General features: G+C 66.5%; 22 protein-coding genes. 14 read left to right on the top strand and 8 right to left on the bottom strand.

The window, feature by feature from the left end; translation table 11 throughout:
* Positions 1 to 95 precede the first annotated feature (95 nt).
* Positions 96 to 1,364, top strand: a complete 1,269-nt coding sequence (locus ACFO5X_RS06665; RefSeq protein WP_380716499.1) for a DUF2254 domain-containing protein — start codon at positions 96 to 98, stop codon at positions 1,362 to 1,364.
* Positions 1,365 to 1,468: 104 nt separating this feature from the next.
* Complete coding sequence (locus tag ACFO5X_RS06660; RefSeq protein ID WP_380716498.1) at positions 1,469 to 3,889, top strand: GcvT family protein; 2,421 nt, start codon at positions 1,469 to 1,471, stop codon at positions 3,887 to 3,889.
* A 41-nt stretch (positions 3,890 to 3,930) separates the two neighbouring features.
* Here ACFO5X_RS06660 and ACFO5X_RS06655 read toward each other — a convergent pair whose 3' ends face one another.
* Positions 3,931 to 5,166 (bottom strand): MFS transporter, encoded by a 1,236-nt coding sequence (locus ACFO5X_RS06655; protein ID WP_380716497.1) that lies wholly within the window; start codon positions 5,164 to 5,166, stop codon positions 3,931 to 3,933.
* Between the two features lie 77 nt (positions 5,167 to 5,243).
* Between ACFO5X_RS06655 and ACFO5X_RS06650 the strand changes: the two genes are divergently transcribed.
* The 3 genes from ACFO5X_RS06650 (at position 5,244) to ACFO5X_RS06640 (ending at position 6,945) form a co-directional block, all read left to right on the top strand.
* The gene (locus ACFO5X_RS06650; RefSeq protein ID WP_380716496.1) at positions 5,244 to 5,903 is read left to right on the top strand and encodes a DNA-3-methyladenine glycosylase family protein; all 660 of its coding nucleotides are present in this window, start codon (positions 5,244 to 5,246) and stop codon (positions 5,901 to 5,903) included.
* The gene (locus ACFO5X_RS06645; protein WP_380716495.1) at positions 5,900 to 6,565 is read left to right on the top strand and encodes an alpha/beta hydrolase; all 666 of its coding nucleotides are present in this window, start codon (positions 5,900 to 5,902) and stop codon (positions 6,563 to 6,565) included. The genes ACFO5X_RS06650 and ACFO5X_RS06645 overlap by 4 nt, the downstream gene beginning before the upstream one ends.
* 80 nt (positions 6,566 to 6,645) lie before the next feature.
* On the top strand, positions 6,646 to 6,945 hold the full coding sequence (locus ACFO5X_RS06640) for a putative quinol monooxygenase (protein WP_380716494.1): 300 nt from the start codon (positions 6,646 to 6,648) through the stop codon (positions 6,943 to 6,945).
* Here ACFO5X_RS06640 and ACFO5X_RS06635 read toward each other — a convergent pair.
* The gene (locus tag ACFO5X_RS06635) at positions 6,942 to 7,364 is read right to left on the bottom strand and encodes a VOC family protein (RefSeq protein ID WP_380716493.1); all 423 of its coding nucleotides are present in this window, start codon (positions 7,362 to 7,364) and stop codon (positions 6,942 to 6,944) included. The genes ACFO5X_RS06640 and ACFO5X_RS06635 overlap by 4 nt on opposite strands.
* Positions 7,365 to 7,376: 12 nt before the next feature.
* Positions 7,377 to 7,928, bottom strand: coding sequence for a pseudouridine synthase (locus tag ACFO5X_RS06630; RefSeq protein ID WP_380716492.1), 552 nt, complete (start codon positions 7,926 to 7,928; stop codon positions 7,377 to 7,379).
* 231 nt (positions 7,929 to 8,159) lie between these two features.
* Here ACFO5X_RS06630 and ACFO5X_RS06625 point away from each other — a divergent pair, with 231 nt between their 5' ends.
* Complete coding sequence (locus ACFO5X_RS06625; protein ID WP_380716491.1) at positions 8,160 to 8,744, top strand: HNH endonuclease; 585 nt, start codon at positions 8,160 to 8,162, stop codon at positions 8,742 to 8,744.
* Positions 8,745 to 8,795: 51 nt separating this feature from the next.
* On the opposite strand, the gene ACFO5X_RS06620 is transcribed toward ACFO5X_RS06625, so the two are convergent.
* From ACFO5X_RS06620 to rocF, 3 genes are all read right to left on the bottom strand, one after another.
* A complete protein-coding gene (locus ACFO5X_RS06620; protein WP_380716490.1) occupies positions 8,796 to 10,388 on the bottom strand; it encodes a caspase family protein in 1,593 nt (530 codons plus the stop codon).
* Positions 10,389 to 10,510: 122 nt separating this feature from the next.
* Positions 10,511 to 11,554: an ornithine cyclodeaminase gene (locus tag ACFO5X_RS06615; RefSeq protein ID WP_380716489.1), complete on the bottom strand. Its 1,044-nt coding sequence runs from the start codon at positions 11,552 to 11,554 to the stop codon at positions 10,511 to 10,513.
* Positions 11,555 to 11,565: 11 nt separating this feature from the next.
* Positions 11,566 to 12,492, bottom strand: coding sequence for an arginase (gene rocF, locus ACFO5X_RS06610; RefSeq protein ID WP_380716488.1), 927 nt, complete (start codon positions 12,490 to 12,492; stop codon positions 11,566 to 11,568).
* Positions 12,493 to 12,598: 106 nt separating this feature from the next.
* On the opposite strand from rocF, the gene ACFO5X_RS06605 reads away from it, so the two are divergent.
* The 4 genes from ACFO5X_RS06605 (at position 12,599) to ACFO5X_RS06590 (ending at position 16,030) form a co-directional block, all read left to right on the top strand.
* Positions 12,599 to 13,030 carry an Lrp/AsnC family transcriptional regulator gene (locus tag ACFO5X_RS06605; protein ID WP_380716486.1) on the top strand — a complete coding sequence of 144 codons (432 nt, stop codon included), beginning with the start codon at positions 12,599 to 12,601 and terminating at the stop codon, positions 13,028 to 13,030.
* 78 nt (positions 13,031 to 13,108) lie between these two features.
* Positions 13,109 to 14,182, top strand: coding sequence for a C4-dicarboxylate TRAP transporter substrate-binding protein (locus ACFO5X_RS06600; protein WP_380716485.1), 1,074 nt, complete (start codon positions 13,109 to 13,111; stop codon positions 14,180 to 14,182).
* 10 nt (positions 14,183 to 14,192) lie between these two features.
* A complete protein-coding gene (locus ACFO5X_RS06595; protein WP_380716484.1) occupies positions 14,193 to 14,720 on the top strand; it encodes a TRAP transporter small permease subunit in 528 nt (175 codons plus the stop codon).
* A complete protein-coding gene (locus ACFO5X_RS06590) occupies positions 14,717 to 16,030 on the top strand; it encodes a TRAP transporter large permease (RefSeq protein WP_380716483.1) in 1,314 nt (437 codons plus the stop codon). Before ACFO5X_RS06595 ends, ACFO5X_RS06590 begins: the two co-directional genes overlap by 4 nt.
* A gap of 3 nt (positions 16,031 to 16,033) precedes the next feature.
* Here ACFO5X_RS06590 and ACFO5X_RS06585 read toward each other — a convergent pair whose 3' ends face one another.
* Both ACFO5X_RS06585 and ACFO5X_RS06580 read right to left on the bottom strand, forming a co-directional pair.
* Positions 16,034 to 16,729 carry a GntR family transcriptional regulator gene (locus tag ACFO5X_RS06585; protein WP_380716482.1) on the bottom strand — a complete coding sequence of 232 codons (696 nt, stop codon included), beginning with the start codon at positions 16,727 to 16,729 and terminating at the stop codon, positions 16,034 to 16,036.
* Positions 16,726 to 18,081, bottom strand: coding sequence for a formimidoylglutamate deiminase (locus ACFO5X_RS06580; RefSeq protein ID WP_380716481.1), 1,356 nt, complete (start codon positions 18,079 to 18,081; stop codon positions 16,726 to 16,728). The genes ACFO5X_RS06585 and ACFO5X_RS06580 overlap by 4 nt, the downstream gene beginning before the upstream one ends.
* A gap of 66 nt (positions 18,082 to 18,147) precedes the next feature.
* Here ACFO5X_RS06580 and hutI point away from each other — a divergent pair, with 66 nt between their 5' ends.
* Genes hutI through hutU form a run of 4 tightly spaced genes read left to right on the top strand, consistent with a single transcriptional unit; the run spans position 18,148 to position 23,346 of the window.
* Positions 18,148 to 19,338 (top strand): imidazolonepropionase, encoded by a 1,191-nt coding sequence (gene hutI / locus ACFO5X_RS06575; protein ID WP_380716480.1) that lies wholly within the window; start codon positions 18,148 to 18,150, stop codon positions 19,336 to 19,338.
* Positions 19,335 to 20,867 carry a histidine ammonia-lyase gene (gene hutH / locus ACFO5X_RS06570; protein WP_380716479.1) on the top strand — a complete coding sequence of 511 codons (1,533 nt, stop codon included), beginning with the start codon at positions 19,335 to 19,337 and terminating at the stop codon, positions 20,865 to 20,867. The genes hutI and hutH overlap by 4 nt, the downstream gene beginning before the upstream one ends.
* Positions 20,864 to 21,664 carry an N-formylglutamate deformylase gene (gene hutG / locus ACFO5X_RS06565; protein WP_380716478.1) on the top strand — a complete coding sequence of 267 codons (801 nt, stop codon included), beginning with the start codon at positions 20,864 to 20,866 and terminating at the stop codon, positions 21,662 to 21,664. Before hutH ends, hutG begins: the two co-directional genes overlap by 4 nt.
* Complete coding sequence (gene hutU, locus ACFO5X_RS06560; protein WP_380716477.1) at positions 21,661 to 23,346, top strand: urocanate hydratase; 1,686 nt, start codon at positions 21,661 to 21,663, stop codon at positions 23,344 to 23,346. The genes hutG and hutU overlap by 4 nt, the downstream gene beginning before the upstream one ends.
* Positions 23,347 to 23,355: the final 9 nt, after the last annotated feature.

The following is a 23,355-nucleotide window of genomic DNA, read 5'->3' as shown; positions in this document are numbered from 1 at the left end:
GAAAACGTCGGCCGCACCCATGGTTGCGGATGGACGTTTCGTGCTGTCCGCCCCATGTTTCGCGCAGGGGCGGTGACAGAGCGGAGAATGCAGCGATGAATTTCATTGGCGAATTGTCCGCCATGGCCGTGGTCCTGGCGCGCAAGGCGCGTGAGGTCGCGCGCAAGCTGTGGGTTCGGGTGATCCTGATTGCCGCGCTCAGTCTGGTTGCGGCAGTTGCGGCCAAGCTCTTCGCGCATCTTATTCCCGATGGCTTCAGTCAATCGATCGGGGCGGACTCGCTCGTCGGGCTGCTGACCATCATCGCGAATGCGATGCTGGCGGTCACGACCTTCTCGCTCAGCGTGATTGTCACCATCCATCGGTCGGCGTCCACGCAATGGACCCCCCGCGCGCATCGGGTGATGCTTCGGGACTCGCCCACGCAGACGGTGCTGGCCACCTTCATCGGGGCCTATATCTACTCTCTGGCCTCGCTGATCCTGCTGTCCACGCCCTATTTCGGCGAGGCGGGGGTTGTCGTGCTGTTCGGCATGACGCTGTTGGTGATCCTCCTGATCGTCGGGATGATGATACGGTGGATTCTGCATCTTCAGACCTGGGGCAGTCTGATCCAGACCACCAGCGCCATCGAAGAGGAGGCCGCGACGGCCTTCAAGGCGCGCGCGCGGCGGCCCTGTCAGGGCGCCCAGCCGCTCACGGTCGAAACGGTGATCCCGGACGGTGCGCGTGACCTGCGCGCGCAGGACACCGGCTATGTCCAGGCGATCTACGAGCCGCGCATCAACGCCAGTGCCGCGCGGGCAGATGCGAATGTCTATCTGATCGCTCCTGCCGGCCGTTTCGTGCACAAGGGCGATGTGATCGGCCACGTTGCCGGCGGCGATGACCAACTGATGGAAGACATCGCCGCCGCGATCACCATCGGCCGGGTGCGTACACCCGATCAGGACCCGCGGTTCTGCCTGATCATGCTGAGCGAGATCGGATCGAAGGCGCTGTCGCCCGGCATCAACGATCCCGGTACGGCCATCGATGTGCTGGGCACCATCACCCGGGTTCTGGGGCATTTTCACCCCGGCGAAGATGCGGGGCCGCCCGAATATCAGAACCTCTGGCTGCCGCCTCTCGATCCGGCGGATCTGATCGTCGATGCCTTCGTGCCCATCGCGCGCGATGGCGCGGGTCTGGTCGAGGTGCAGATCGCCCTTCAAAAGCGTCTCGAAGGCCTGGTGCGTCACGCGCACCCGGTGATTGCCGAATCCGCGCGCCGGATGGCCGCCGATGCCATGGCGCGCGCGAATGCGGCGCTTGAGGCCGAGTCGGACCGTATGCGCCTTGCCGCAGCCTGCCGCCTTGGCTGATCCGTGATGCCGCAGGCAAGCCGCCCGATGTCGGCTTTTGCCATGCCGCGGTCTTGTCGCGATGTGCATGGTTGACGGGAAAACCGTCACAAGGGATTAGCGCGTTGAAAACCCATGCCCAGGCCGTCGTGATCGGAGGCGGCGTGATCGGCTGTTCGATCCTCTACCACCTCGCCCAGCTCGGCTGGCGCGACGTGGTGCTGCTCGAGCGGTCGGAACTCACCTCCGGCTCCACCTGGCACGCGGCGGCGAATATCCACGGGCTGCACGATTCGACGAACATCAGCCGGATCCAGCACTACACGATGGGTCTGTATAAAGAGCTGGAGAAGGAGACGGGGCAGGGCTGCGGCGTGTTCCAGCCCGGATCGCTCTATCTCGCCCAGACCGAGGCGCGTGAACATCAGCTGCGCCTCCAGGCCGCCAAGGCCAAGCTCTACAAGATGAATTTCCACGAGGTCTCGCGCGACGAGGCCGAAAAGCTGCACCCTTTGGTCAACTTCGACGGCATCCGCTGCATCATGTGGGAACCGGATGGCGGGAACGTCGACCCCTCGGGCGTGACGAATGCCTATGCCGCCGGGGCGCGGGCGATGGGGGCCGAAATTCACCGCTTCACCCCGGTGACGGGGACCGAACAGCAGCCCGATGGCACGTGGATCGTCCGCACCGACAAGGGCGACATCCACACGCAATGGGTCGTCAATGCCGCCGGTCTCTGGGGCCGCGAAGTCGCTGCGATGGCGGGGATCGAGCTGCCTTTGCAACCGACGGAACACCAGTATTTCGTCACCGAGACCATCCCCGAGATCGCCGCGATGGACCGCCGGCTGCCCTCGGTCGCCGACCGCGACGGCGAATATTACCTGCGCCAGGAAGGCAAGGGCCTGCTGGTCGGCGCCTACGAGCGCGACATGCGCTTCTGGGCCGAGGACGGCACACCGCCGGGCTTCGGGCACGAGCTTTTCGCCGACGATCTTGAAAGGATCGAGCCGAACATGATGCGCGCCATCGACCGCGTGCCGGTGGTGGGGCAGGCGGGGATCAAGCGGGTCATCAACGGCCCGATGATCTGGTCGCCGGATTCCAACGTGCTCTTTGGGCCGGTGCCGGAATTGCGGAACTACTTCTGCTGCAACGGCATCATCCCCGGCTTCTCGCAATCCGGCGGGATGGGCCTGCTCGCGGCGCAATGGATGGTCGAGGGCGAGACGCTGTATGACATGTTCCCCTGGGACATGGCCCGTTTCGGCACCTGGGCCGACAAGGCGTTCACCAAGGCCAAGGTGCAGGAGGTCTATACCCACCGCTTCGCCATCCACTTCCCGAACGAGGAACGCCCGGCGGGCCGCCCCGTGCGCACCCGCCCTGCCTATCAGCGGCAAAAGGATATGGGCGCGGTCTTTGGCCTGAACTTCGGCTGGGAACACCCGGCCTGGTTCTCGGACACCCCCGGCACGGTGGATACCAACGGCTTCACCCGCCAGAACTGGTGGGAGCCGGTGGGCCGCGAATGCCGGATGCTGCGCGACAATGCCGGGATCATCGACATTTCGAACTTCGCCAAATACCGCGTGGCGGGTGCGGGGGCCGAAGACTGGCTGAACGCGCTTTTCGCCAACCGGATGCCCAAGGCGGTCGGCAAATCCTGCCTGACCCCGCTGATCGGCAAGCGCGGTGGGATCGCGGGCGACTTTACCGTGACCCGCCTCGGGCCCGAGGAGTTCTGGATCATCGGCTCGGGCATGGCCGAGCGGTATCACCAGCGGTTCTTCCGGGCCCTGCCGCTGCCGGAGGGGACGACCTTCGAAAGCCTCACCGATACCCATTGCGGCTTCAACGTCGCTGGGCCGAAATCGCGCGAGTTGCTGCAACGGCTGACCAACGCTTCGCTCGAGACCGCCGATTTCCCCTTCATGGCCTCTCGCCGGATCGAACTCGCCGGGGTCGATTGCGTGGCGCTGCGGGTGTCTTTCACCGGCGATCTGGGTTGGGAGCTGCATTGCGCCGCGGGCGATCAGCTGCGCCTTTTCGATGCGCTTCTGGACACCGGCCGCGCCTTCGGGGCGGGGCCGGTGGGCAGCCGCGCCCTGATGAGCCTGCGCATCGAAAAGGGCTATGGTTCTTGGAGCCGCGAATATTCGCCGGAATACTGGCCGCAGGAGGTCGGGCTGGATCGTCTCGTGAAGCTCGACAAGGACTTCCTGAATAAGGAGGCCGTCGCGGCGAACATGGCGAAGGAGGCCCGCGAGCATCTGGTCGTGCTGGCGCTGGACGAGGGCGATACCGCCGCCTCGAAGGCCGATGCGACCGGGGGCGAGCCGATCTTCAAAGATGGTCAGGGCGTTGGCCGCGTCACCTCTGGTGCCTACGGCTATTCGGTCGGGATGTCGCTGGCTCTTGGCTACGTCAAGGGCGCGGGGCCGGGGGACCGGGTGGATGTCATGGTTCTGGGCCGCCCGCACCGCGCGGTGATCCTGAGCGAGCCGCCCTTCGACCCCTCGGGCGCGCGGCTGCGGGCCTGACCGGTTGGCGGCGTTCTTGGGATGCGCCGCCTTCCTATCCGTCAGACGGTGCGTTCCTTCGGCTGCATCACCAGCCAGATCAGCGCGCCGCCGGCCAGTACCAGCGCCGGAACCATCGCGAGGTTCACCGCCGTCCAGCCCTCAACCGCCGAGCCGCCCGAGCAGTTCATCAACCCTCCCGAGGCCAGCGAGGCGACGGTCACGCCGCCGAAGACCAAGAGGTCGTTCAGACCCTGCATCCGTCCCCGCTCGGACGGAGCATGGGCGCCGGCCAGCATCGTCGTGGCGCCGATGAAGCCGAAGTTCCAGCCGATTCCGAGCAGGATCAGGGCGACGAAGAAATTCTCGAGCTCGACCCCCTGAAGCGCCACGGCCCCCGCGCCGGCCAGGATGGCCAGGCCGATGCCCATGATTTTCTCGACCCCGAAACGTGCGATCAGATGGCCGGTGAAGAACGAGGGCGTATACATCGCCAGAACGTGCCCGGTCACGATATTCGCGGCATCGCCCTTCTCGAACCCGCAGCCGACCACCGCCAGCGGCGTGGAGGTCATGACGAGGTTCATCAGCGCGTAGGAGACCATCGCACAGATCACAGCCACTGCGACCCGCGGAGTCTTCAGCATCTGCCATCTCGTCCGCCCGGCATCCGAGGCCGCGGTCGGCTTCACCGGCTTGGGAATGTCGAGCAGCGGAAACAGCAGGAAGCCGATCAGGTTGAAGCCGATCACCGCGAAATAGGTGCCGAGGAAAGGCACCACGAAGGCTTCGGCCGTCACCTTGAAGATCTGCGGTCCGATCAGCGCCGACAGCAACCCGCCCGCCATGACATAGGAAATCGCTTTGGGCCGGAACGCCTCGGACGCGGTATCGGCGGCGGCAAAGCGGTAGAAGCCATGCGCGCTCATGTAGACGCCGGTGAACAGCGAGCCGAGCAGGAAGACCGGGAAGGACCCGAGATAGAGCCCCAGCGCGCCCAGAGCGCCCCCCATCATGCCCCCGGTCGCGCCAATGAAGAAACCGGTCTTGCGGCCCCAGCGCTGCATTGCGGCCGACAGCGGGGTCGCCGTCAGCATCGACCCGAGCACGATCAGCGAGATCGGCAAGGTGGCGAGACAGTGGTTGGTGGCCAGAGACATCCCTGCCAGCCCGCCGGCGGTGAAGATCATCGGCATTTGGGCGCCCAGAACCGCCTGTGCCAGCACCAGAACCCAGACATTGCGTCTGGCGCGGGTGTCGTCGTGAGCGGCGGCGGGGGAGTCGGAGAGCGAAGTCATGGCGCAAGCCGTAGCGCCTAACATTTGGGCGCACAAGCGGCTTGCGTGGGGCGGACGCAACGATACTGTCCGGCCCCATGACCCTTGCCGCATCCCTCCCTTCGACCGCAGTTGGCCGACTGATCCATGGCCCCGACTGCCTGGTCGAGGGCGCCGCCTGGCTGGCCGGACGCGAGCCGCGATTTGCCGCCGCACTTGCGGAAACCGGTCCGCTGCCGCTGCGTCTGCGGCCCGACGGTTTCGCCCCCTTGCTGAGCGCGATCGTCAGCCAGCAGGTCAGCGTCGCCTCGGCCGCAGCCATCTGGGGGCGGATCGAGGCGGCGGGGCTGGACCGTCCGGACGGCGTCGTCGCCGCGGGGGAAGACGGGCTGCGGGCGGTGGGCCTCAGCCGTCAGAAAATCCGCTATGCGCTGGCGCTGGCCGGAGCGGGGCTCGACTATGATGCCCTGCGCGACGCGCCGACCGGTGAAGTGATCACGCGTCTGACGGCCGTGCCCGGCATCGGCGTATGGACCGCCGAGGTCTATGCCATGTTCTCGCTTGGCCGCGCCGATGTCTTTGCGCCGGGCGATCTGGCGCTGCAGGAATCGGCCCGCCTGCTGTTCGGGCTCGACGACCGCCCCCGCGAACGCGCCTTCCGCACGATGGCCGAGGACTGGAGCCCGTGGCGCTCGGTTGCGGCGCGCATCCTCTGGGCCTATTACCGCGTGGCAAAGAACAGGGAAGGGATCACATGACACGAGTTCTGAACGCCGGACGCAAGGAACCTCTGTCGGGCAGCACCCGCTCGATGGTGGTCTTCGTGCACGGATATGGCGCCAACGGGGCCGACCTGCTGGGCCTGGCCGACGCGTTGGGCGAGCATCTGCCCGACACGCTGTTCGTGTCGCCCGACGCGCCCGAGTCGATCCCCGGCGCGCCCTTCGGGTTCCAGTGGTTCCCCATTCCCTGGCTTGACGGGTCGTCGGAAGAAGAGGCCGCGCGGGGGCTTTCGGCTGCGGCTGACGACCTGAACGCCTTTCTCGACGCGCTGATGGTCGATGAGGATCTGCTGCCGGAACAGGTCGCCCTGTTCGGCTTTTCCCAGGGCACGATGATGAGCCTATACGTCGCACCGCGCCGGGAGGATCCGCTGGCCGGCGTCGTCGCCTTCTCGGGCCGGATGCTGAGCCCGGAAACGCTGGCGGATGAGACGCGCAGCCGCATGCCTGTGCTGCTGGTGCACGGCGATCAGGACGAGGTTGTGCCGCCGCAATCCCTGCCGCAGGCGGCAGAAGCCTTGCAGGAGGCGGGCTTCACCGAGGTGTTCGCCCATGTGATGAAGGGCACGGGCCACGGTATCGCACCCGATGGGCTGGGCGTCGCGTTGGCCTTCCTGCGCGACAAGGTCGGGTTCTGACCGTCGCGGCCTGACGGCGCACGTTGACGTCAGGCCGATGCCGCGACAGGGTGGCGCCGAACAGGAGGGGGGAGAAGTCGATGCTGATCGTCACCGGAACCATGCAGGTGCCGCCCGAGGGAATCGAGGGCATGAAGGCCGCCGCGGCCGAGGTCGCCGTTGCAACCCGGCAGGAAAAGGGCTGCCGCGTTTATGCCTTCTGGCAGAGCGTGGAAGAGCCGACGACATTCCGCGTCTACGAGGAGTGGGACGACGTCGATTGCCTCAAGGCGCATGGCAAGTCCGCCCATATCGGCGTCTATCGCGACAAGCTGGCCGCCATTGGCGCCTTTGGCCGTGACATCAAGATGTTCGAGCCGGGACCGATGACCAGCCTCTAGAGGCTCCAGAGGCGCGGCTCGGCGAATTCGATCGAATTGCCGGCCGGGTCGCGGACATAGAGTGAATGGGCGCCGTTCGGCCAGTCGAAGGCGGCCTCGGTCGAAACGCCCGAGGTCTCCAGACGCTGGCGAAGTGCCTCGATCTCGTCGCGTTCCATCGCAAAACACAGGTGCCCCGGGCCCTGCGCGCCATGCGTCGGGACGGGCAGGGCGGGGTTGTCCGACGGCTGGGACGTGCGGGCCGGATTGAAGATCAGCAGGACAGCGCCGCCGACGCGGTAGAACACGTGCCTGTCGGCCACGCGCCGGATTTGCTCGAGGCCCAGCAGGGTGCCGTAAAACGCCTCGGCCGCATCAAGATCGTCGACGTAAAGCGCCGCTTCGAGCAGCGCGCGGGGAACGGGGGAAATCTGTGTCATGGCAACAGCCTATCAGCGCAGGCTGGCAGGGTCGAGCGGAGCCCAGTGACCGGGCGCGAGACCGTCCAGCGTGACGGAACCGATGGCATAGCGCACCAGCCGCAGGGTGGGGTGGCCGACAGCGGCGGTCATGCGGCGCACCTGCCGGTTGCGGCCTTCCCGCAGGCGCAGGCACAGCCAGCTGTCGGGCACGGTCTTGCGCACGCGGATCGGCGGGTCGCGCGGCCAGATGTCGGGGGGCTCCATCATCTCCACCTCGGCGGGCAGGGTCGGTCCGTCCTTGAGCGTGACGCCACCACGCAGGGCGTCAAGCGCCGAGTCCGCTGGAATGCCCTCGACCTGCACCCAGTATGTCTTGGCCAGCTTGTGCCGCGGGTCGGCAATTCGCGCCTGCAGTTTCCCGTCGTCGGTCAGCAGCATGAGCCCTTCGCTGTCGCGATCCAGCCGCCCTGCGGGATAGACGCCCTTGGCGACAATGAAGTCGGCCAATGTCCGCCGCCCCTCGCCATCGGTGAATTGCGGCAGCACGTCGAAGGGTTTGTTGAAGCGGATCAGCCGGGCCATATGCCTCGCCTAGACAATCTCCCGGCGCTTGAAAAGCCCGGTGCCGCGCGCATGCTCGTCATTTGTGCGTTACACGCAGGGCCTAAACGAGGGTCGAGATGTTGTGGCGACAGAAAGCTTGTCAGGTCTCGAACGCGATATATAGTCATTAACAATTCCGAGTCGGGCTGCTGACGAAATCGTTTGCAGCCTTCCGGCCTCAGGGCAGAAGGAAAGACGGCGGCAACAGTCATGATCGGCGACTTCCGAACAGAATTCGTGCGCGAGCCCGGCGTATTGAAACATCATCCGGCACTGGTCCTCAACGCGGACTACCGGCCCCTGAGTTATTACCCACTGTCGCTCTGGCCCTGGCAGGAAGCCGTGAAGGCCGCCTGGCTCGACCGGGTGGTGATCGTCGCGGAATATGACGAGGTTGTTCACAGTCCCTCGACCACGATCCGCATTCCCTCGGTCGTCGTGCTCAAGGACTATGTGAAGCCGCAGAAACGTGCGGCCTTCACCCGGTTCAACCTGTTCCTGCGCGATGAATTCCGCTGTCAGTATTGCGGCGCGAAGGGCGATCTGACCTTCGACCACGTGGTGCCGCGCAGCGCCGGGGGCGTGACAAGCTGGCAGAACGTCGTCGCCGCCTGCTCGCCCTGCAATCTCAAGAAGGGTTCCAAATCGCTGTCCCGCGCCGGGATGCACCTGCGCCAGCCCCCGCGGCAGCCTTCGGCCGAGGATCTGCGCAACATGGGGCGCAAATTCCCGCCGAACCATCTGCACGAAAGCTGGATGGACTTCCTTTACTGGGACGCCGAGCTGGAAGCCTGAACGGAAAAGGGCGCGGCCGGGGCCGCGCCCTTTCTGCTGCTCGAGGCAGGTTCAACGCTTGATCGCCATGCCGGCGGCCATTCCGCCGAGGAAGGCGCCGATGGCCGCACCGTTGCCGTTGCTGGTGGTGGTGTTGGTGCGGCGCACGGTGGTCGAGCCACCGCCGCCCGAGCTGGCCTGACGGGGCGGATTGGCGGCGGCCCAGACGGCATATTGCTGCGCCGTAACGGCGGCGAGATAGCTGTACTGGAGGTGGTTCAGATAGCCTGAGGGCACCAGGCCGATGCTGGCCTGCCAGCCCTGGATGCCGCTGCGGGTGCGGGGGCCGAACGAGCCGTCGGGCGTACCCACGTTGAACCCCGCGAGGTTCAGGCGGGCCTGCACCTCACGCCGCAGGATGCCGTTCATGCCCATTGCCTGCTCGGTGAACTCGCTGGCCGGCTGGGTGCGCATCTCGGGGGTGACCTGAGGCGCTGTCGGGTCGATCGCGCGGGTCATCACGGTGCCTTGCGGGGCAATCGTCTGCGGAGTTGGCACCGCGAAGAGCACCGGACCGGTGGCCTGGACCTGCGGCTGCACGGCCTGGGGCTGCTGGACATAGGGGACCACCGTGCCCTGGGGAGTCAGGCTGGCCACCTGGGTCTGCATCTTTTCCTTCTCGAGCGTTTCGATGGAGTTCTTCGCCATCGTCACGAAAAGCCCTTCGGGAAATGTGGTGATATAGGCCTGATAATCCTCGATCCGATTGCTGTCACGGGCCATCTGGAACAGCATCCGTTGGGCGGCGAGGTCGGTACCGCCGGTGGCGGCGGGTGTCTCCTCGGTGCCAAGTGCGATCTGTTCGGACGGCGCAACTTCGGGGTTGCCGACCGGGTTCAGGATCACGCGGCCGGTGAGGGACGAGTTCAGCCAGGGCCGCTGGGCCTGCTTGGTGGTGTCGTAGACCTGGCCTGTCACGCGGCTCATCACCTCGGTGATGTCGCGGTTGGGCGCGGCGATATTGGCCAGCAGCGCCTCGGTGAAGGGCGAGTGCTTGCCTTCGCCGTCCAGCGCGACCTCGCCCGGCGAGGTGGCGAAGGCGACGGCCATGCCGCGGCCCGGGTTCGAGATGTCCATGCGGGCGAGGCCGTTGGACACATCGGTCGAGCGTGCCAGCTTGCCCATCGAACGCGTCAGGGTGCGGGCCAGCGGGTTGTTGCGGCAGGCGTCGAGGAAGATCAGGCTGACGCCGTCCGACCGCTGCATCTGCTTGGTGATGAAGTCGACCGAGACCGCCTCCCAATCGAGCGCGGTGGCGTCTTCCATCCGGGCGTCGACGGGAATCAGGTAGTTGACGCCGTTCACCGCCATGCCGTGCCCGGCGTAGAAGAACAGGGTCAGGTCGGCGTCGATGGACAGGCGCGCGAATTCGCGGATCTTGTCCTGGAAACCTTTCTGGTCAAGGTCGGTGCCTTCGACGGTCAGGAACCCCAGATCTTTGAGCTGTCGCGACATTTCGACAGCGTCGTTCTTCGGGTTGGTCAGCGGCTCGACGTTGGCATAGGCGCTGTTGCCGATGACCAGGGCGACACGCTTTTCGACGTTGGCGAGAGCGGCGGTGGCAAGGAACAGGGAAACGGTGGTGAGGAAACTTAAAATGCGCATGGGACACCTCAGAAAAAGGCGCGGAAAAACTGGCGCGACGCTACACCTTTTGCATATCCGGTCAAGCTGGGACGATGCCGTATGGTGGAATTCCATACCCTCCGACAGGACGTTAGCCCGGGTCAGCCCCCCGCGCGTTGCAGCATCCCGAACAGGTCGCGCGGGTCGTCGGGATCGGCGAGAAGGTCCAGATCGTCGTGGAAGGCGGTGCCGATCAACTGGTCGCGGACATAGCGGAGCGCGCTGAAATCCTCGATGGCGAAACCGACGGAGTCAAACAGCGTGATCTGATCCGCGGACCGCCGCCCCGGGGCGGTGCCGGCGATGACCTGCCAGAGCTCGGTCACCGGATGGTCGGGGTCCAGTTGCTGGATCTCGCCCTCGACGCGGGTCTGCGGCGGATATTCCACGAAAATGTCTGAACGCTTCAGGATGCCCGGTGCGAGTTCCGTCTTGCCGGGGCAGTCGCCGCCGATGGCGTTTATGTGAACTCCGCTGCCGACCATGTTGTCGGTGAGGATGGTGGCAAACTGCTTGTCTGCGGTGCAGGTCGTGATGATCTGCGCGCCTTCCATGCTCTCTTCCGGGCTCTTGCAGGTGGTGACCTGCAATCCGTGGCCGGCGAGGTTGCGCGCGGCCTTGGCGGTTGCGCCGGGATCGATGTCATACAGTCGCACCTTGTCGATGCCGCAGATCGCCTTGAAGGCGAGGCACTGGAATTCGGACTGCGCACCATTGCCGATCATCGCCATCGTCCTGGCCCCCTTTGGCGCCAGATGCCGCGCGGCCATCGCCGAGGTCGCGGCCGTGCGCATCGCGGTCAGCACAGTCATCTCGGACAAGAGCACGGGATAACCCGTCGCCACCTTCGCCAGCAGGCCGAAGGCCGTCACCGTCTGCAGCCCGCTCTTGGTGTTCTTCGGGTGGCCGTTGACATATTTGAACCCGTAGACCTCGCCATCCGAGGTCGGCATCAGCTCGATCACGCCCTCGGCCGAATGCGATGCGACGCGCGGGGTCTTGTCGAAGAGCTCCCAGCGGCGAAAGTCGGCCTCGATATATTCGGCCAGCCCCCGCAACATGTCCTCGGCCCCGATGTAGTGGATCAGCCGCATCATGTTGTCGACCGAAACGAAGGGCACCAGGGCCTTGTCCGAGGGTTGCATAAAGGGCTCCATCAGCTGTGTGCGCGGGTCGGGCGGTCAAAGACGCGGCGGCCCATTGCCGAGGCGGCGAGGTCGACCATCACCTGCGCGGTGCGGCCGCGTTCGTCGAGGAAAGGGTTCAGTTCGACCAGATCCAACGAGGTCAGCAGGCCGCTGTCGTTGATGATCTCCATGGCCAGGTGCCCCTCGCGGATCGTCGCCCCGCCGGGCACGGTGGTGCCGACCGCCGGGGCCGCCATCGGGTCGAGGAAGTCGACGTCCAGCGAGACATGCAGCATCCCGTTGGCCGCCGCCACGACTTCGAGAAATGCGCTCAGCAGGCGGCCGACGCCGATCTCGTCGATCTCGCGCATGTCGTGATACCGGATGTCGGTCTCTTCCAGTGCGGCGCGTTCGGCGGCGTCCACCGAGCGCAGGCCGATGATGCAGATATTTTCCTGCGGGATGGGATTTTCCACCTTCGGGAAACCGCCGAACCCCTCGCGCCCGGTGACATAGCCCAGCGGTGTGCCGTGCAGGTTGCCCGAGTCCGTCGTCTCGGGCGTGTGGAAGTCGCTGTGCGCATCCAGCCAGAGCACGAATTGCGGCCGTCCCAGCGTCGCGGCGTGATTGGCGACACCTGCAACGGTGCCCAGCGACAGGCTGTGATCGCCGCCCATGAAGATCGGCAGGCCGCGCTGCATCGCCAGTTCGGCAGTGCGGGTCAGCCGGTGTGTCCAGGCGATGGTTTCGTTCGGCGCGTGCAGCTTGCCTTCGTTGGTGTCGGGCTGATGCGCGGCGGGAGTGAGATTGCCCATGTCCTCCACCTTGTGGCCAAGATCGCTCAGCGCATTGGCAAGGCCGGCGGTGCGATAGGCGTCGGGGCCCATCAGGCAACCGGTGCGGCGCTTGCCGCTGTCGACGGGCGCGCCGATCAGGATCACGGTCTTGCGGGGCATGGAGTATCCTTTTTCTGGTTCTGCGACTTTATCCAACGCTTTGCGTTGCAATCCAGTTGCCATTTTGCCCAGATTGAGGAGCGCTTGCGCAGATCGGAAGGGCAAGATGGACAAAACGGACGAACGGCTTGTCGCAGCACTGAAACGGGACGCGCGCGCAGCGCTGTCGGATCTGGCGGCTGAACTGGGCTTGTCGCGCACCACGGTGCGCACGCGGCTCGACCGGCTGCGGCAAAGGGGCGAGATCCTGGGCTTCAGCGTGGTGCTGAAACAGGACCTGCGCGCCGATCCGGTGCGGGGACTAATGATGATCGGCATCGAAGGGCGCGGGGCCGAGCGCGTCATCCGTGCGCTGACCGGAATGCCCGAGGTGCGCGGCGTGCATTCCACTAACGGGCGGTGGGACGTGATTGCGGAAATCGGCGCCGAAACGCTCGAGGCGCTGGACGCCGTGCTGGCGCGCATCCGGCTGCTGGATGGGGTATCGACGAGTGAAACCAACCTGCTGCTGTCGACCCGCAAGTCGGCGGGGGGCTGACCGGACCACAGAGGTTCGGACTCGACAACTCGTGGAAGTGCGCCACTATGGCACAAGTTCTCAACGGGGAGGAAGAGAATGAAATACCTGGTTGGCGCGCTTTTTGCGGGCGCTTTGGCAATTCCGGTTCATGCACAGGAAACGATAAATCTGACGGTGGCGTCGAGCCATCCGACGGTCATTCCCTGGGTCGGATTCATCAAGTCGCATTTCATGGCGAAGACAGATGAGCTTCTGGCCGCAAAGGGCAATTACAAGATCGAATGGAACGAGGCGTTTGGGGGAACGCTCTACAAGGCGAATGCGACGCTGAGTTCGGTCGAGGAGGGCGTGACCGATATCGGCTGGGTGTTCTCGTTTCTGGAGGCGGCCAAGCTGCCGCTGAGCCAGGCGTCGAGCTACGCGCCCTTCTCGACCAACAACCCGGCGGTGCAGCTTGAAGTGATGAGCGAGCTGTTCGAGACCAACGAAGCCTTCCGCAACGAGTGGGAAAGCCACAACCTGAAGGTTCTGGGCTTTACCGGAACCGATGGCTACGACCTTTATACCAAGGCGCCGCTGAACGGTTTTGCCGCGCTAAACGGGATGAAGCTGTCGGCGCCGGGCGTATTGGGCAACTGGCTGCGCGGCACTGGGGCCAATGCGGTCGATGGCGCGCTGACGACCTTCTACACCGACATCCAGACCGGCGTGTCGGACGGGGTGCTGTCGCTGGCGCTGGGGGTGCTGCCCGCCAAGATCTATGAGGTCGCGCCCTATATCACCCGCGTCGACATGGGCGTCGCCTATTCCGGGGCGGTGGCGATCAACCGCGACACCTGGGACTCGCTGCCCGAAGAGGTGCAGGTGGCGATGATCGAGGCTGGCAAATATTACACCAAGAGCCACGGCGAGGATCTGGTGACGCGTCATGAGGCCGTGCTGAACAAGATGGTCGAGATCGGCGCGGGCCAGAACCCGGCGGTGACGATTACCCCGATGAGCGAGGAGGACCGGCAGGCCTGGGTCAATGCGATGCCCAATATCGCCAAGGAATGGGCCGACGGGCTGGAAGCCAAGGGCGTTCCGGCGCGCGAGTTCATGAAGGCCTATCTCGACGGGGTGCGGGCCAAGGGCGAGAAGCCGGTGCGCAACTGGGACGACGAGCTCTGAGGGAGCGGTCGTGAAACTTGGCATGACGGGCGGCCTGCGGCGGATATGGTCGCTGGCCGTCGACGGGCTGGCGGCGATGGGAACGCTGTTGATCGGCATTCTGATGCTGATCATCTGCGCCGATATCGTCGCCCGCAATCTGATGGGGGCCTCGCTGCCTTTGGTGTCCGAACTGGGCGCGCTGTTGCTGGTGATGATCGTGGCGCTGCAGCTGGCGACCACGATCCGCGCCAACCGGATGGCGCGGACCGAGCTGGTTTCGATCCCGCTGGAAAATGGCGCGCCCCGTGCGGCGGCGCTGCTGCAGGCGGTCTTCAGCGTTTGCGGTGCCGGCCTGCTGGGCGCGATCGCCTGGGCCTCTGTCCGGGTCTTCACCAAGGACTATGACTCCGGGGAATTCATCGGCACGCCCGGCCTCGGCACCCTGCCGACCTGGCCATTCCGCGCGCTGATCCTGACGGGCTTCGGCTTTGCCGCCATCGAATGCGCGCTGGCGGCCCTGCGCCATCTGCGCGCCGCCCTGCGAGGCGCCCGATGAGCCCGGTGGAAATAGGCGCCTACGGCATCGGCGCGCTGATCCTGCTGATCTTCATCGGCATGCCCATTGGCTTCGGGATGCTGCTTGTCTCTTTCGCCGGCGTCGCGGCGATCCGCAATGACACCGTCGCGCTGCGGATGATGACGCAGGTGGCCAATGACAGCCTGGAGGAATATCTGTTCGCGGTCGTGCCGCTGTTCGTGCTGATGGGCCTGCTGGTCACCATCTCGGGCGTCGGACGGGATACCTTTGACGTCTTCGAACGCCTGCTCAGGCGGGTGACGGCGGGGCTGGGCATCGCGACCGTTTTCGCCAATGCCGTCTTCGCCTCGATCACCGGGATCTCCATCGCCTCGGCCACCGTGTTCAGCCGGGTGGCGGTGCCCGAGATGGTGCGCCACGGCTACACTCGGACCTTCGCGACCGGGGTGGTCGCGGGCTCCTCGGTGCTGGGAATGCTGATACCCCCCTCGCTGCTGATGATCGTCTATGCGGTGCTGGCCGAGGAATCGGTCGGGCGCATGTTCCTGGCCGGGATCGGGCCGGGGCTGCTGCTCTCGCTGATCTTTTCGCTGACCATCGTCCTGCTGGCGCGCACGCGGTGGGGGTTCGTCTTTGAACCGGGCAGCGACGCAGCCGATTACACCAACTTTACCGGGGGTGATCTGCTGCGCAAATCGGTGCCGGTCATTGCCCTGATGGGGCTGGTTCTGGGCGGCCTCTATGGCGGTTTCTTCAACCCGACCGAGGCAGGGGCCGCAGGCGCCTTTGGCGCGCTGGTCATTGCCCTGCTGCGCCGGACGCTGGATCGGGGTACCTTCTGGCGGCTGCTGGTCGAGACCGGGCAGATCACCGTCTCGGTCCTGTTCCTGATCCTCGCCGCCACCTTTTTCAGCCGGATGCTGGCTCTGTCAGGCGTCCCGCGCGAGCTGGCCGAGTTCTTTCTCGAAGGGCCGGTGGGGCACTGGGGCTTTCTGCTGATCTACCTCGGACTGATCATCCTGCTGGGCTGTCTGATCGATTCGATCTCGATCATGCTGATCCTGCTGCCCATCGCGGTGCCGGTCGCCGAGGCGGCCGGGTTCGACAGGATATGGTTCGGTGTCCTCACCGTGGTCGCGGTGGAAATGGGGCTGCTGACGCCGCCTTTCGGGCTGTCAGTCTATACGATCAAATCGGCGATGGACGATCCCGACCTGCGGGTGGGCGACGTGTTCCGCGGCGCGCTGCCCTTCGTGGGGGCGATGCTGCTGTGCCTTGCAATCCTGATCGTCTTCCCGTCGATCGCCACCTGGCTGGCGCGGCTCTAACGGTCAGAGCCGCGTGTGCAGCCTGTATCCCGGCGCGAAGAGCAGGCGGACCGAGGTCAGCGTGATCTCGTTCCGCCAGGTGGTCCGTTCGGTCACGAAGAGAGGCGCGCCGGGGGGGCAGTTCAGCGTCTCGGCCTCGTCGGGCGATGCGACAGCGGCCGAAAAGGCGATGTCGCCGCCCTCGAAGGGCACGGTGAGGACCAGCCATTCGTTCGGGCTGATCTTGCTGAAATCCGTGGTCGCGGCGAAGGGCACGGCGCGGGCGTCGATCCAGCGGTCTTCCAGCGCGTGGGCCTGGCCGTTGGCCATGTGCAGCCCGACGACATGCAGCAAGGTGACGTCGGCCTCGGCCTTGAACCGGGCGCGGATCGTGGGGGGCGGTTTGCGCTCGGCGCATGAAATCAGCGAGAAATCATAGGCTTCGCCGCGGCTTTCAATCTCCATCCGGATCACCGGGATCTCCAGCGTCGCCTTGCGCACCGGGTGCAGGGCGACGCGGCTGCCGGCGCGGCGTCGGCGTTCGATCAGCCCGCTTTCGGCGAGGTCGCGCAGGGCGCGGTTAACGGTCGCGCGGGCGCAGCCGAGTTCCTGCGCAAGGTCGGCTTCATGCGGAATGGCATCGCCCGGCGCCCATTCGCGCGAGCGGATCCGGTGCAGCACCTCGGCGCGGACGGATTGCCAGGAGTTTACGCCGCTCATGCGGTCAGCCCCGCGACGGCCTTGCGGTAGCCGTCCACAATCGCGGCGCGATGGATATGCCGTCCCTCGTTCACCAGATGCCGGCCGGCGGACCAGACGTCGCGGACCATGTGATCGTCCCCGGCGAAGATCCAGCTGTCGAGCAGCGTGTCGCCCGCGCGCCCGTCGAGATCGACATGGCTTCCGTCCAGCGCGAGCAGGTCGGCCAGGTGCCCCTCCGCAATCGCGCCGCAGTCCCGCCCGGCGGCCAGCGCGCCGCCGGCGCAGGCGGCATCGAACAGCACCCGCCCGGTCGAGCGGTCGGGTGTGGCAAGCGCCGCGCGCGAGAGGTCGCGCAGGCGCTGGGAATAGTCAAGCGTGCGCAGTTCCTCGGCCAGCGCGATGCGGATGTTGCTGTCGGACCCGATGGCGATGGCGCCGCCCGCGCCGGTCCAGGTGACGCCGTCGAAGATGCCGTCGCCCAGGCTCGATTCCGTGATCGGGCACAGCCCGGCGATGGCGCCCGACCGGGCCAGCCGCTCGGTTTCATGGGGCAGCATCTGGGTGCAGTGGATGAAGGTGCAACCGTTGTCGGGGCCGATGTTATCCAACACCCATTCCACCGGGCGCACGCCAAGCGCGGCCTGAACTTCGGTCACCTCGGCGACCTGTTCGGCGAGGTGCATGTGGAAAGGGTTATGCCCGGCCAGCGCGCGAAGGCGGGGCAGGGTGTCGGGCGACACCGCGCGCAGCGAATGGGGCGCCACCCCGAGGCGGGCATCGTCGGGCAGGGATTTCAGCGCGGCGCCGGCGGCGTCGTGGAGCCGTGTGAACTGGTCGAAATCGGTGCCGAAGCGAATTTGGCCGGCACCCAGAGGGCGCTTGTCCAGCCCGCCGTATTGGTAATGGACCGGCAGCAGGGTGAGGCCGATGCCCGTGATCTCGGCCGCGGCGGCGATGCGCGCGCTGGTCTCGGCCAGGTTGTCGTAGGGCGTGCCCCCGGGGGCGTGGTGAAGATAGTGGAACTCGACATTGCAGCCATATCCGGCCTCGAGCATCTCCATCTGCACGAAGGCGGCGATGGCCTGGATGCGGTCGGGGTCGAGCCGGTCGAGAAAGCGGAACATGAGCTGGCGCCAGGTCCAGAAGCTGTCGTGCGGGTCGGGGCCGCGCCGTTCGGTCAGACCGGCCATGGCGCGCTGGAAGGCGTGGGAATGCGCGTTGGCGGGGGCCGGAAGCAGGATGTCGACACGCTGTCCCTCGGGCTGCGCGTTGGCAGTTACGGAGGTGATCCGTGCGCCGTCGAACGTGACCACAACGTCGTTTGCCCAGCCGTCGGGCAGCAAGGCGGTCCTGGCCCAAACCTTCGCCATTTTCTGATTGACTCCCAAATATGTTCATACATATTACCATAAACAAAGCACATGACAAGGCGCACCATGCTACTTCTCAATGCAAATCTGGCGACCCTGGCGGGAAAGGGTTACGGCCTGACGCCTGATGGCGCCGTCGCGGTCGAGACGGGCCGGATCGTCTGGGCGGGGCCGCGCGATGCGATGCCCGCCGACCTGCGCCGGGGCGAGGAAGTGGATGTCGGCGGCCGGCTGGTCACGCCGGCGCTGATCGACTGCCACACCCATCTGGTCCATGGCGGCAACCGGGCGCGCGAGTTCGAGCTGCGCCTGCAGGGCGCGAGTTACGAAGAGATCGCGCGCGCCGGGGGCGGGATCCTGTCGACGGTGGGCGACACGCGCAAGGCGGGCGAGGACGGGCTGCTGGCGGCGGCTCTGCCACGGGTCGATGCACTGATCCGCGAAGGCGTGACAACGATCGAGATCAAGTCGGGCTATGGGCTGGATATCGAGACCGAGCTGGCCATGCTGCGCGCCGCGCGGCGGATCGCCGAGGTGCGGCCGATCCGGGTGAAGACCAGCTTTCTGGGTGCCCATGCGGTGCCGCCGGAGTTCAAGGGCCGGGCGGGCGACTATCTGTCCGAGGTCTGCCTGCCGGCCCTGCGCGCCGCGGCGGAAGAGGGGCTGGTCGACGCGGTGGACGGGTTCTGCGAGGGGATCGCCTTTTCCGTCGCCGAGATGGAGCGCGTGTTCGACGAGGCGCGGCGGCTGAAGCTGCCAATCAAGCTGCACGCGGAACAACTGTCGAACCTGGGCGGCGCGCGGATGGCGGCGGCGCGGGGGGCGCTGTCGGCCGATCACCTGGAATATGCCGATGCTGCGGATGCAGCGGCGATGGCGGCGGCCGGCACGGTGGCGGTGGTTCTGCCCGGAGCCTTCTACACCCTGCGTGAGACGCAGCGCCCGCCGATCGACGCCTTCCGCGCGGCGGGAGTGGCGATGGCGGTGGCGACCGACCTCAACCCCGGATCCTCGCCGATGAATTCGCTGCTGCTGGCGATGAACATGGCCTGCACGCTGTTCCGCATGACGCCGGAAGAGGCGCTGGCCGGGGCGACGCGCAACGCCGCGCGGGCGCTTGGGCTGAGCGATGCGGGCACCATCGAGGCCGGGAAACGCGCCGATCTTGCAGTCTGGGATGCTGGCCACCCGGCGGAACTTTCCTATCGCGTCGGTTTCAACCCGCTTTACCGCCGCTACTATCAGGGTGTTGCATGACCATTCAGTTAACGCCGGGCCGGACCAGCCTGACCGACCTTCGCCGTGTCTATGAGGGGGAGCCGATTGCGCTTGACCCCGTGGCGCGCCCGCAGGTCGAGGCGGCGGCCGATCTGGTGGCGGCGGCCGCCTCTGGCGATGTCGGCGTCTATGGCGTCAACACCGGTTTCGGCAAGCTGGCCAGCGTGCGCATCCCGGCCGGGGACACCGAGACGCTGCAGCGCAACCTGATCCTCAGCCATTGCTGCGGCGTGGGCGAGCCGCTGGATATTGCCACGACCCGGCTGATGATGGCGCTGAAGCTGCTGTCGCTCGGGCGCGGCGCAAGCGGGACGAAATGGCGCACGGTCGCGCTGATCGAGGCGATGTCGAATGCCGGGGTGATCCCGGTGATCCCCTCGCAGGGGTCGGTCGGCGCCTCGGGCGATCTCGCGCCGCTGGCGCATATGGCCGCGGTGATGATCGGCGCGGGCGAGGCGATGTTCGGCGGCAACCGGCTGAGCGGGGCCGAGGCGCTGGCGCGGGCCGGGCTGGAGCCGGTGACGCTGGGGCCGAAGGAGGGGCTGGCGCTGATCAACGGCACCCAGTTCTCGACCGCCTGCGCGCTGGTCGGGCTGTGGCGCGCCTGGGATACGGCGCAGGCGGCGACGGTCAGCGGCGCGCTGTCGACCGACGCGATCATGGGCTCGACCGCGCCGCTGAATCCGGCGATTCATGCGCTGCGGGGGCACCGGGGGCAGATCGAGTTCGCGGCGGCACAGACCGCGCTGCTGGAGGGGTCGGAGATCCGCGAGAGCCACCGCGAGGGCGATACCCGCGTGCAGGATCCCTATTGCATCCGCTGCCAGCCGCAGGTCATGGGCGCGGCGATGGATCTGCTGCGCTTTGCGGCCGGGACGCTGGAGACCGAGGCCAACGCGGTGACGGACAACCCGCTGGTGCTGGTCGAGACGGGCGAGATCGTTTCGGGTGGCAATTTCCATGCCGAGCCGGTGGCCTTTGCCGCCGACCAGATCGCGCTGGCGCTGGCCGAGATCGGCGCCATCGCGCAGCGGCGGGTGGCGTTGATGGTGGATCCGACGCTCTCGCACGATTTGCCGCCGTTCCTGACGCCCGAACCGGGGCTGAATTCGGGCTTCATGATTGCCGAGGTGACGACCGCCGCGCTGATGAGCGAGAACAAGCATCTCGCGACGCCCTGTTCGACCGATTCCACGCCGACCAGCGCGAATCAGGAAGATCATGTCAGCATGGCCGCCCATGCTGCGCGCCGCCTGTGGCGGATGGCGGACAATCTGGACGTGATCGTCGGGGTCGAGGCCCTGGCCGCGGCGCAGGGCATCGCCTTTCGCGCGCCCCTGAAGACGTCGAGGCCGTTGCAGCAGGTGATCGCGCGCATCCGCGAAGAGGTCGCCGAACTGGTCGCCGACCGCTATCTGGCGCCCGATCTGGTGAAGGCGACCGAAATGGTGCGTGACGGGCGGCTGGTGGCGGACCTGGGCCTTCCCGAACTGGAGGGAAATGCATGACCCCTGTCGAGATCCTGCGCGGCGATGGCCCGGTTGTTCTGGGGATGCCGCATACCGGGACCTTCGTGCCCGACGACATCCGAGCCCGGCTGAACGACCGGGGCCGGCAGCTGACCGATACCGACTGGCACATCGACCGGCTGTATTCGGGGCTCTTGCCTGGCGCGACCGTGGTACGGGCGACGTTCCACCGCTATGTGATCGACGCGAACCGCGATCCCTCGGGCGCCTCGCTCTATCCCGGGCAGAACACGACGGGGCTGGTGCCGCTGACCGATTTCGACGGAGAACTGATCTGGGAGACGCCGCCGGACGAGGCGGAGGTCGCGGCGCGGTGCGTGGAATACCACGCACCCTACCACGCGGCGCTGAGTGCCGAGATGGAGCGGGTGCGCGCGCGCCACGGGGTGGCGGTGCTGTATGACTGCCATTCGATCCGGTCGGTCATTCCGTTCCTCTTCGAAGGCACGCTGCCCGATTTCAACATCGGCACCAACAATGGCGCGACCTGCGATGCGCGGATCGAAGCCGCCGTGCAGGAGACCTGCGCCGCCGCCGAGGGCTATACCAGCATCCTGAATGGCCGCTTCAAGGGCGGCTGGACGACGCGGCATTACGGCCAGCCCGACAAGGGCTGGCACGCGATCCAGATGGAACTGGCGCAGGCCTCGCATCTGGCGTCCGAAACCCTGCCTTTCGCCTATGACGAGACCCGCGCCGCGCGGCTGCGGCCGATCCTGCAAACCGCGCTCGAGCGGATCGAGACCCTAGCCCTGACCCTTGGAGGCACCCGATGACCAATCCCCGCCACAACATGCGTGACGTCTACCCGCCGACCGGCCCGGAAAAGACCGCCAAGACCTGGGCGGGCGAGGCGGCGATGCGGATGCTGATGAACAACCTGCACCCCGACGTGGCCGAGAACCCGCACGAGCTGGTGGTCTATGGCGGGATAGGGCGGGCCGCGCGCACCTGGTCGGATTTCGATCGGATCGTCGCCGGGCTGAAGGACCTGGAGGCGGACGAGACGCTGGTGGTGCAGTCGGGCAAGCCGGTGGCCATCGTGCGCACCCATACGGACGCGCCGCGGGTGCTGATCGCCAATTCGAACCTGGTGCCGCACTGGGCCAACTGGGACCATTTCAACGAGTTGGATAAGAAGGGCCTGATGATGTACGGCCAGATGACCGCCGGGTCCTGGATCTACATCGGCACGCAGGGCATCGTTCAGGGCACCTACGAGACCTTTGCCGAGGCCGGGCGGCAGCACTATGACGGCTCGCTGAAGGGCAGGTGGATCCTGACCGCGGGGCTGGGCGGCATGGGCGGCGCGCAGCCGCTGGCGGCGGTGATGGCCGGGGCCTGCTGTCTGGCGGTCGAATGCGACGAGACGCGCGCGGATTTCCGTTTGCGCACCAAATACCTGGACGCCAAGGTTCACACGCTGGATGAAGCCTTGGCGTTGATTGCCGACTGGACTGCCAAGGGCGAGGCCAAGTCGGTGGGCCTGATCGGCAACGCGGCCGAGGTCTTCCCCGAGATGTTGCGCCGCATGAAGGCCGGCGGGCCGCGCCCCGACATCGTGACCGACCAGACCAGTGCGCATGATCCGCTGCACGGCTACCTGCCGCTGGGCTGGACGGTGGCCGATTGGCGCGCGAAGCAGGAGAGCGATCCGAAGGCGGTGGAATCGGCGGCACGGGCCTCGATGAAGGCTCATGTCGCGGCGATGGTGGAGTTCTGGAACGCGGGCGTGCCGACTCTGGATTACGGCAACAACATCCGGCAGGTCGCCAAGGACGAGGGGCTGGAGAACGCATTCGCCTTTCCGGGGTTTGTGCCTGCCTATATCCGTCCGCTGTTCTGCAAGGGGATCGGTCCGTTCCGCTGGTGCGCGTTGTCGGGCGATCCCGAGGATATCTACAAGACCGACGCCGCGATGAAGAAGCTGTTCCCCGAGAACGAGCACCTGCACCGCTGGCTGGACATGGCGCGCGAACGGATCGCGTTTCAGGGACTGCCCGCGCGGATCTGCTGGATCGGGCTGGGCGACCGGCACCGCGCGGGGCTGATGTTCAACGAGATGGTGGCGAGCGGCGAGCTGAAGGCACCGGTGGTGATCGGCCGCGATCACCTCGATTCCGGCTCGGTTGCCAGCCCCAACCGCGAGACCGAGGCGATGAAGGACGGGTCGGACGCGGTGAGCGACTGGCCGCTGCTGAACGCGCTGGTGAACACGGCCAGCGGCGCGACCTGGGTGTCGCTGCACCACGGCGGCGGGGTCGGCATGGGCTTTTCACAGCACGCGGGCGTTGTCATCCTGGCCGACGGCACGCCGGAGGCGGCCAAGCGGCTGGAGCGGGTGCTGTGGAACGACCCGGCCTCGGGCGTCTGGCGCCATGCGGATGCGGGATATGAGAGCGCGATTCAATGCGCCAAAGATCACGGGCTGCGGCTGCCGGGAATCCTCGGCAACTGAACCCTCGGG

It is taken from the genome of Seohaeicola nanhaiensis, assembly GCF_042654245.1.
Taxonomy (GTDB): Bacteria; Pseudomonadota; Alphaproteobacteria; order Rhodobacterales; family Rhodobacteraceae; genus Seohaeicola_A; species Seohaeicola_A nanhaiensis.
The sequence above is the reverse complement of the archived record's forward strand: the minus strand, read 5'-3'. Positions and strand labels throughout refer to the sequence as shown.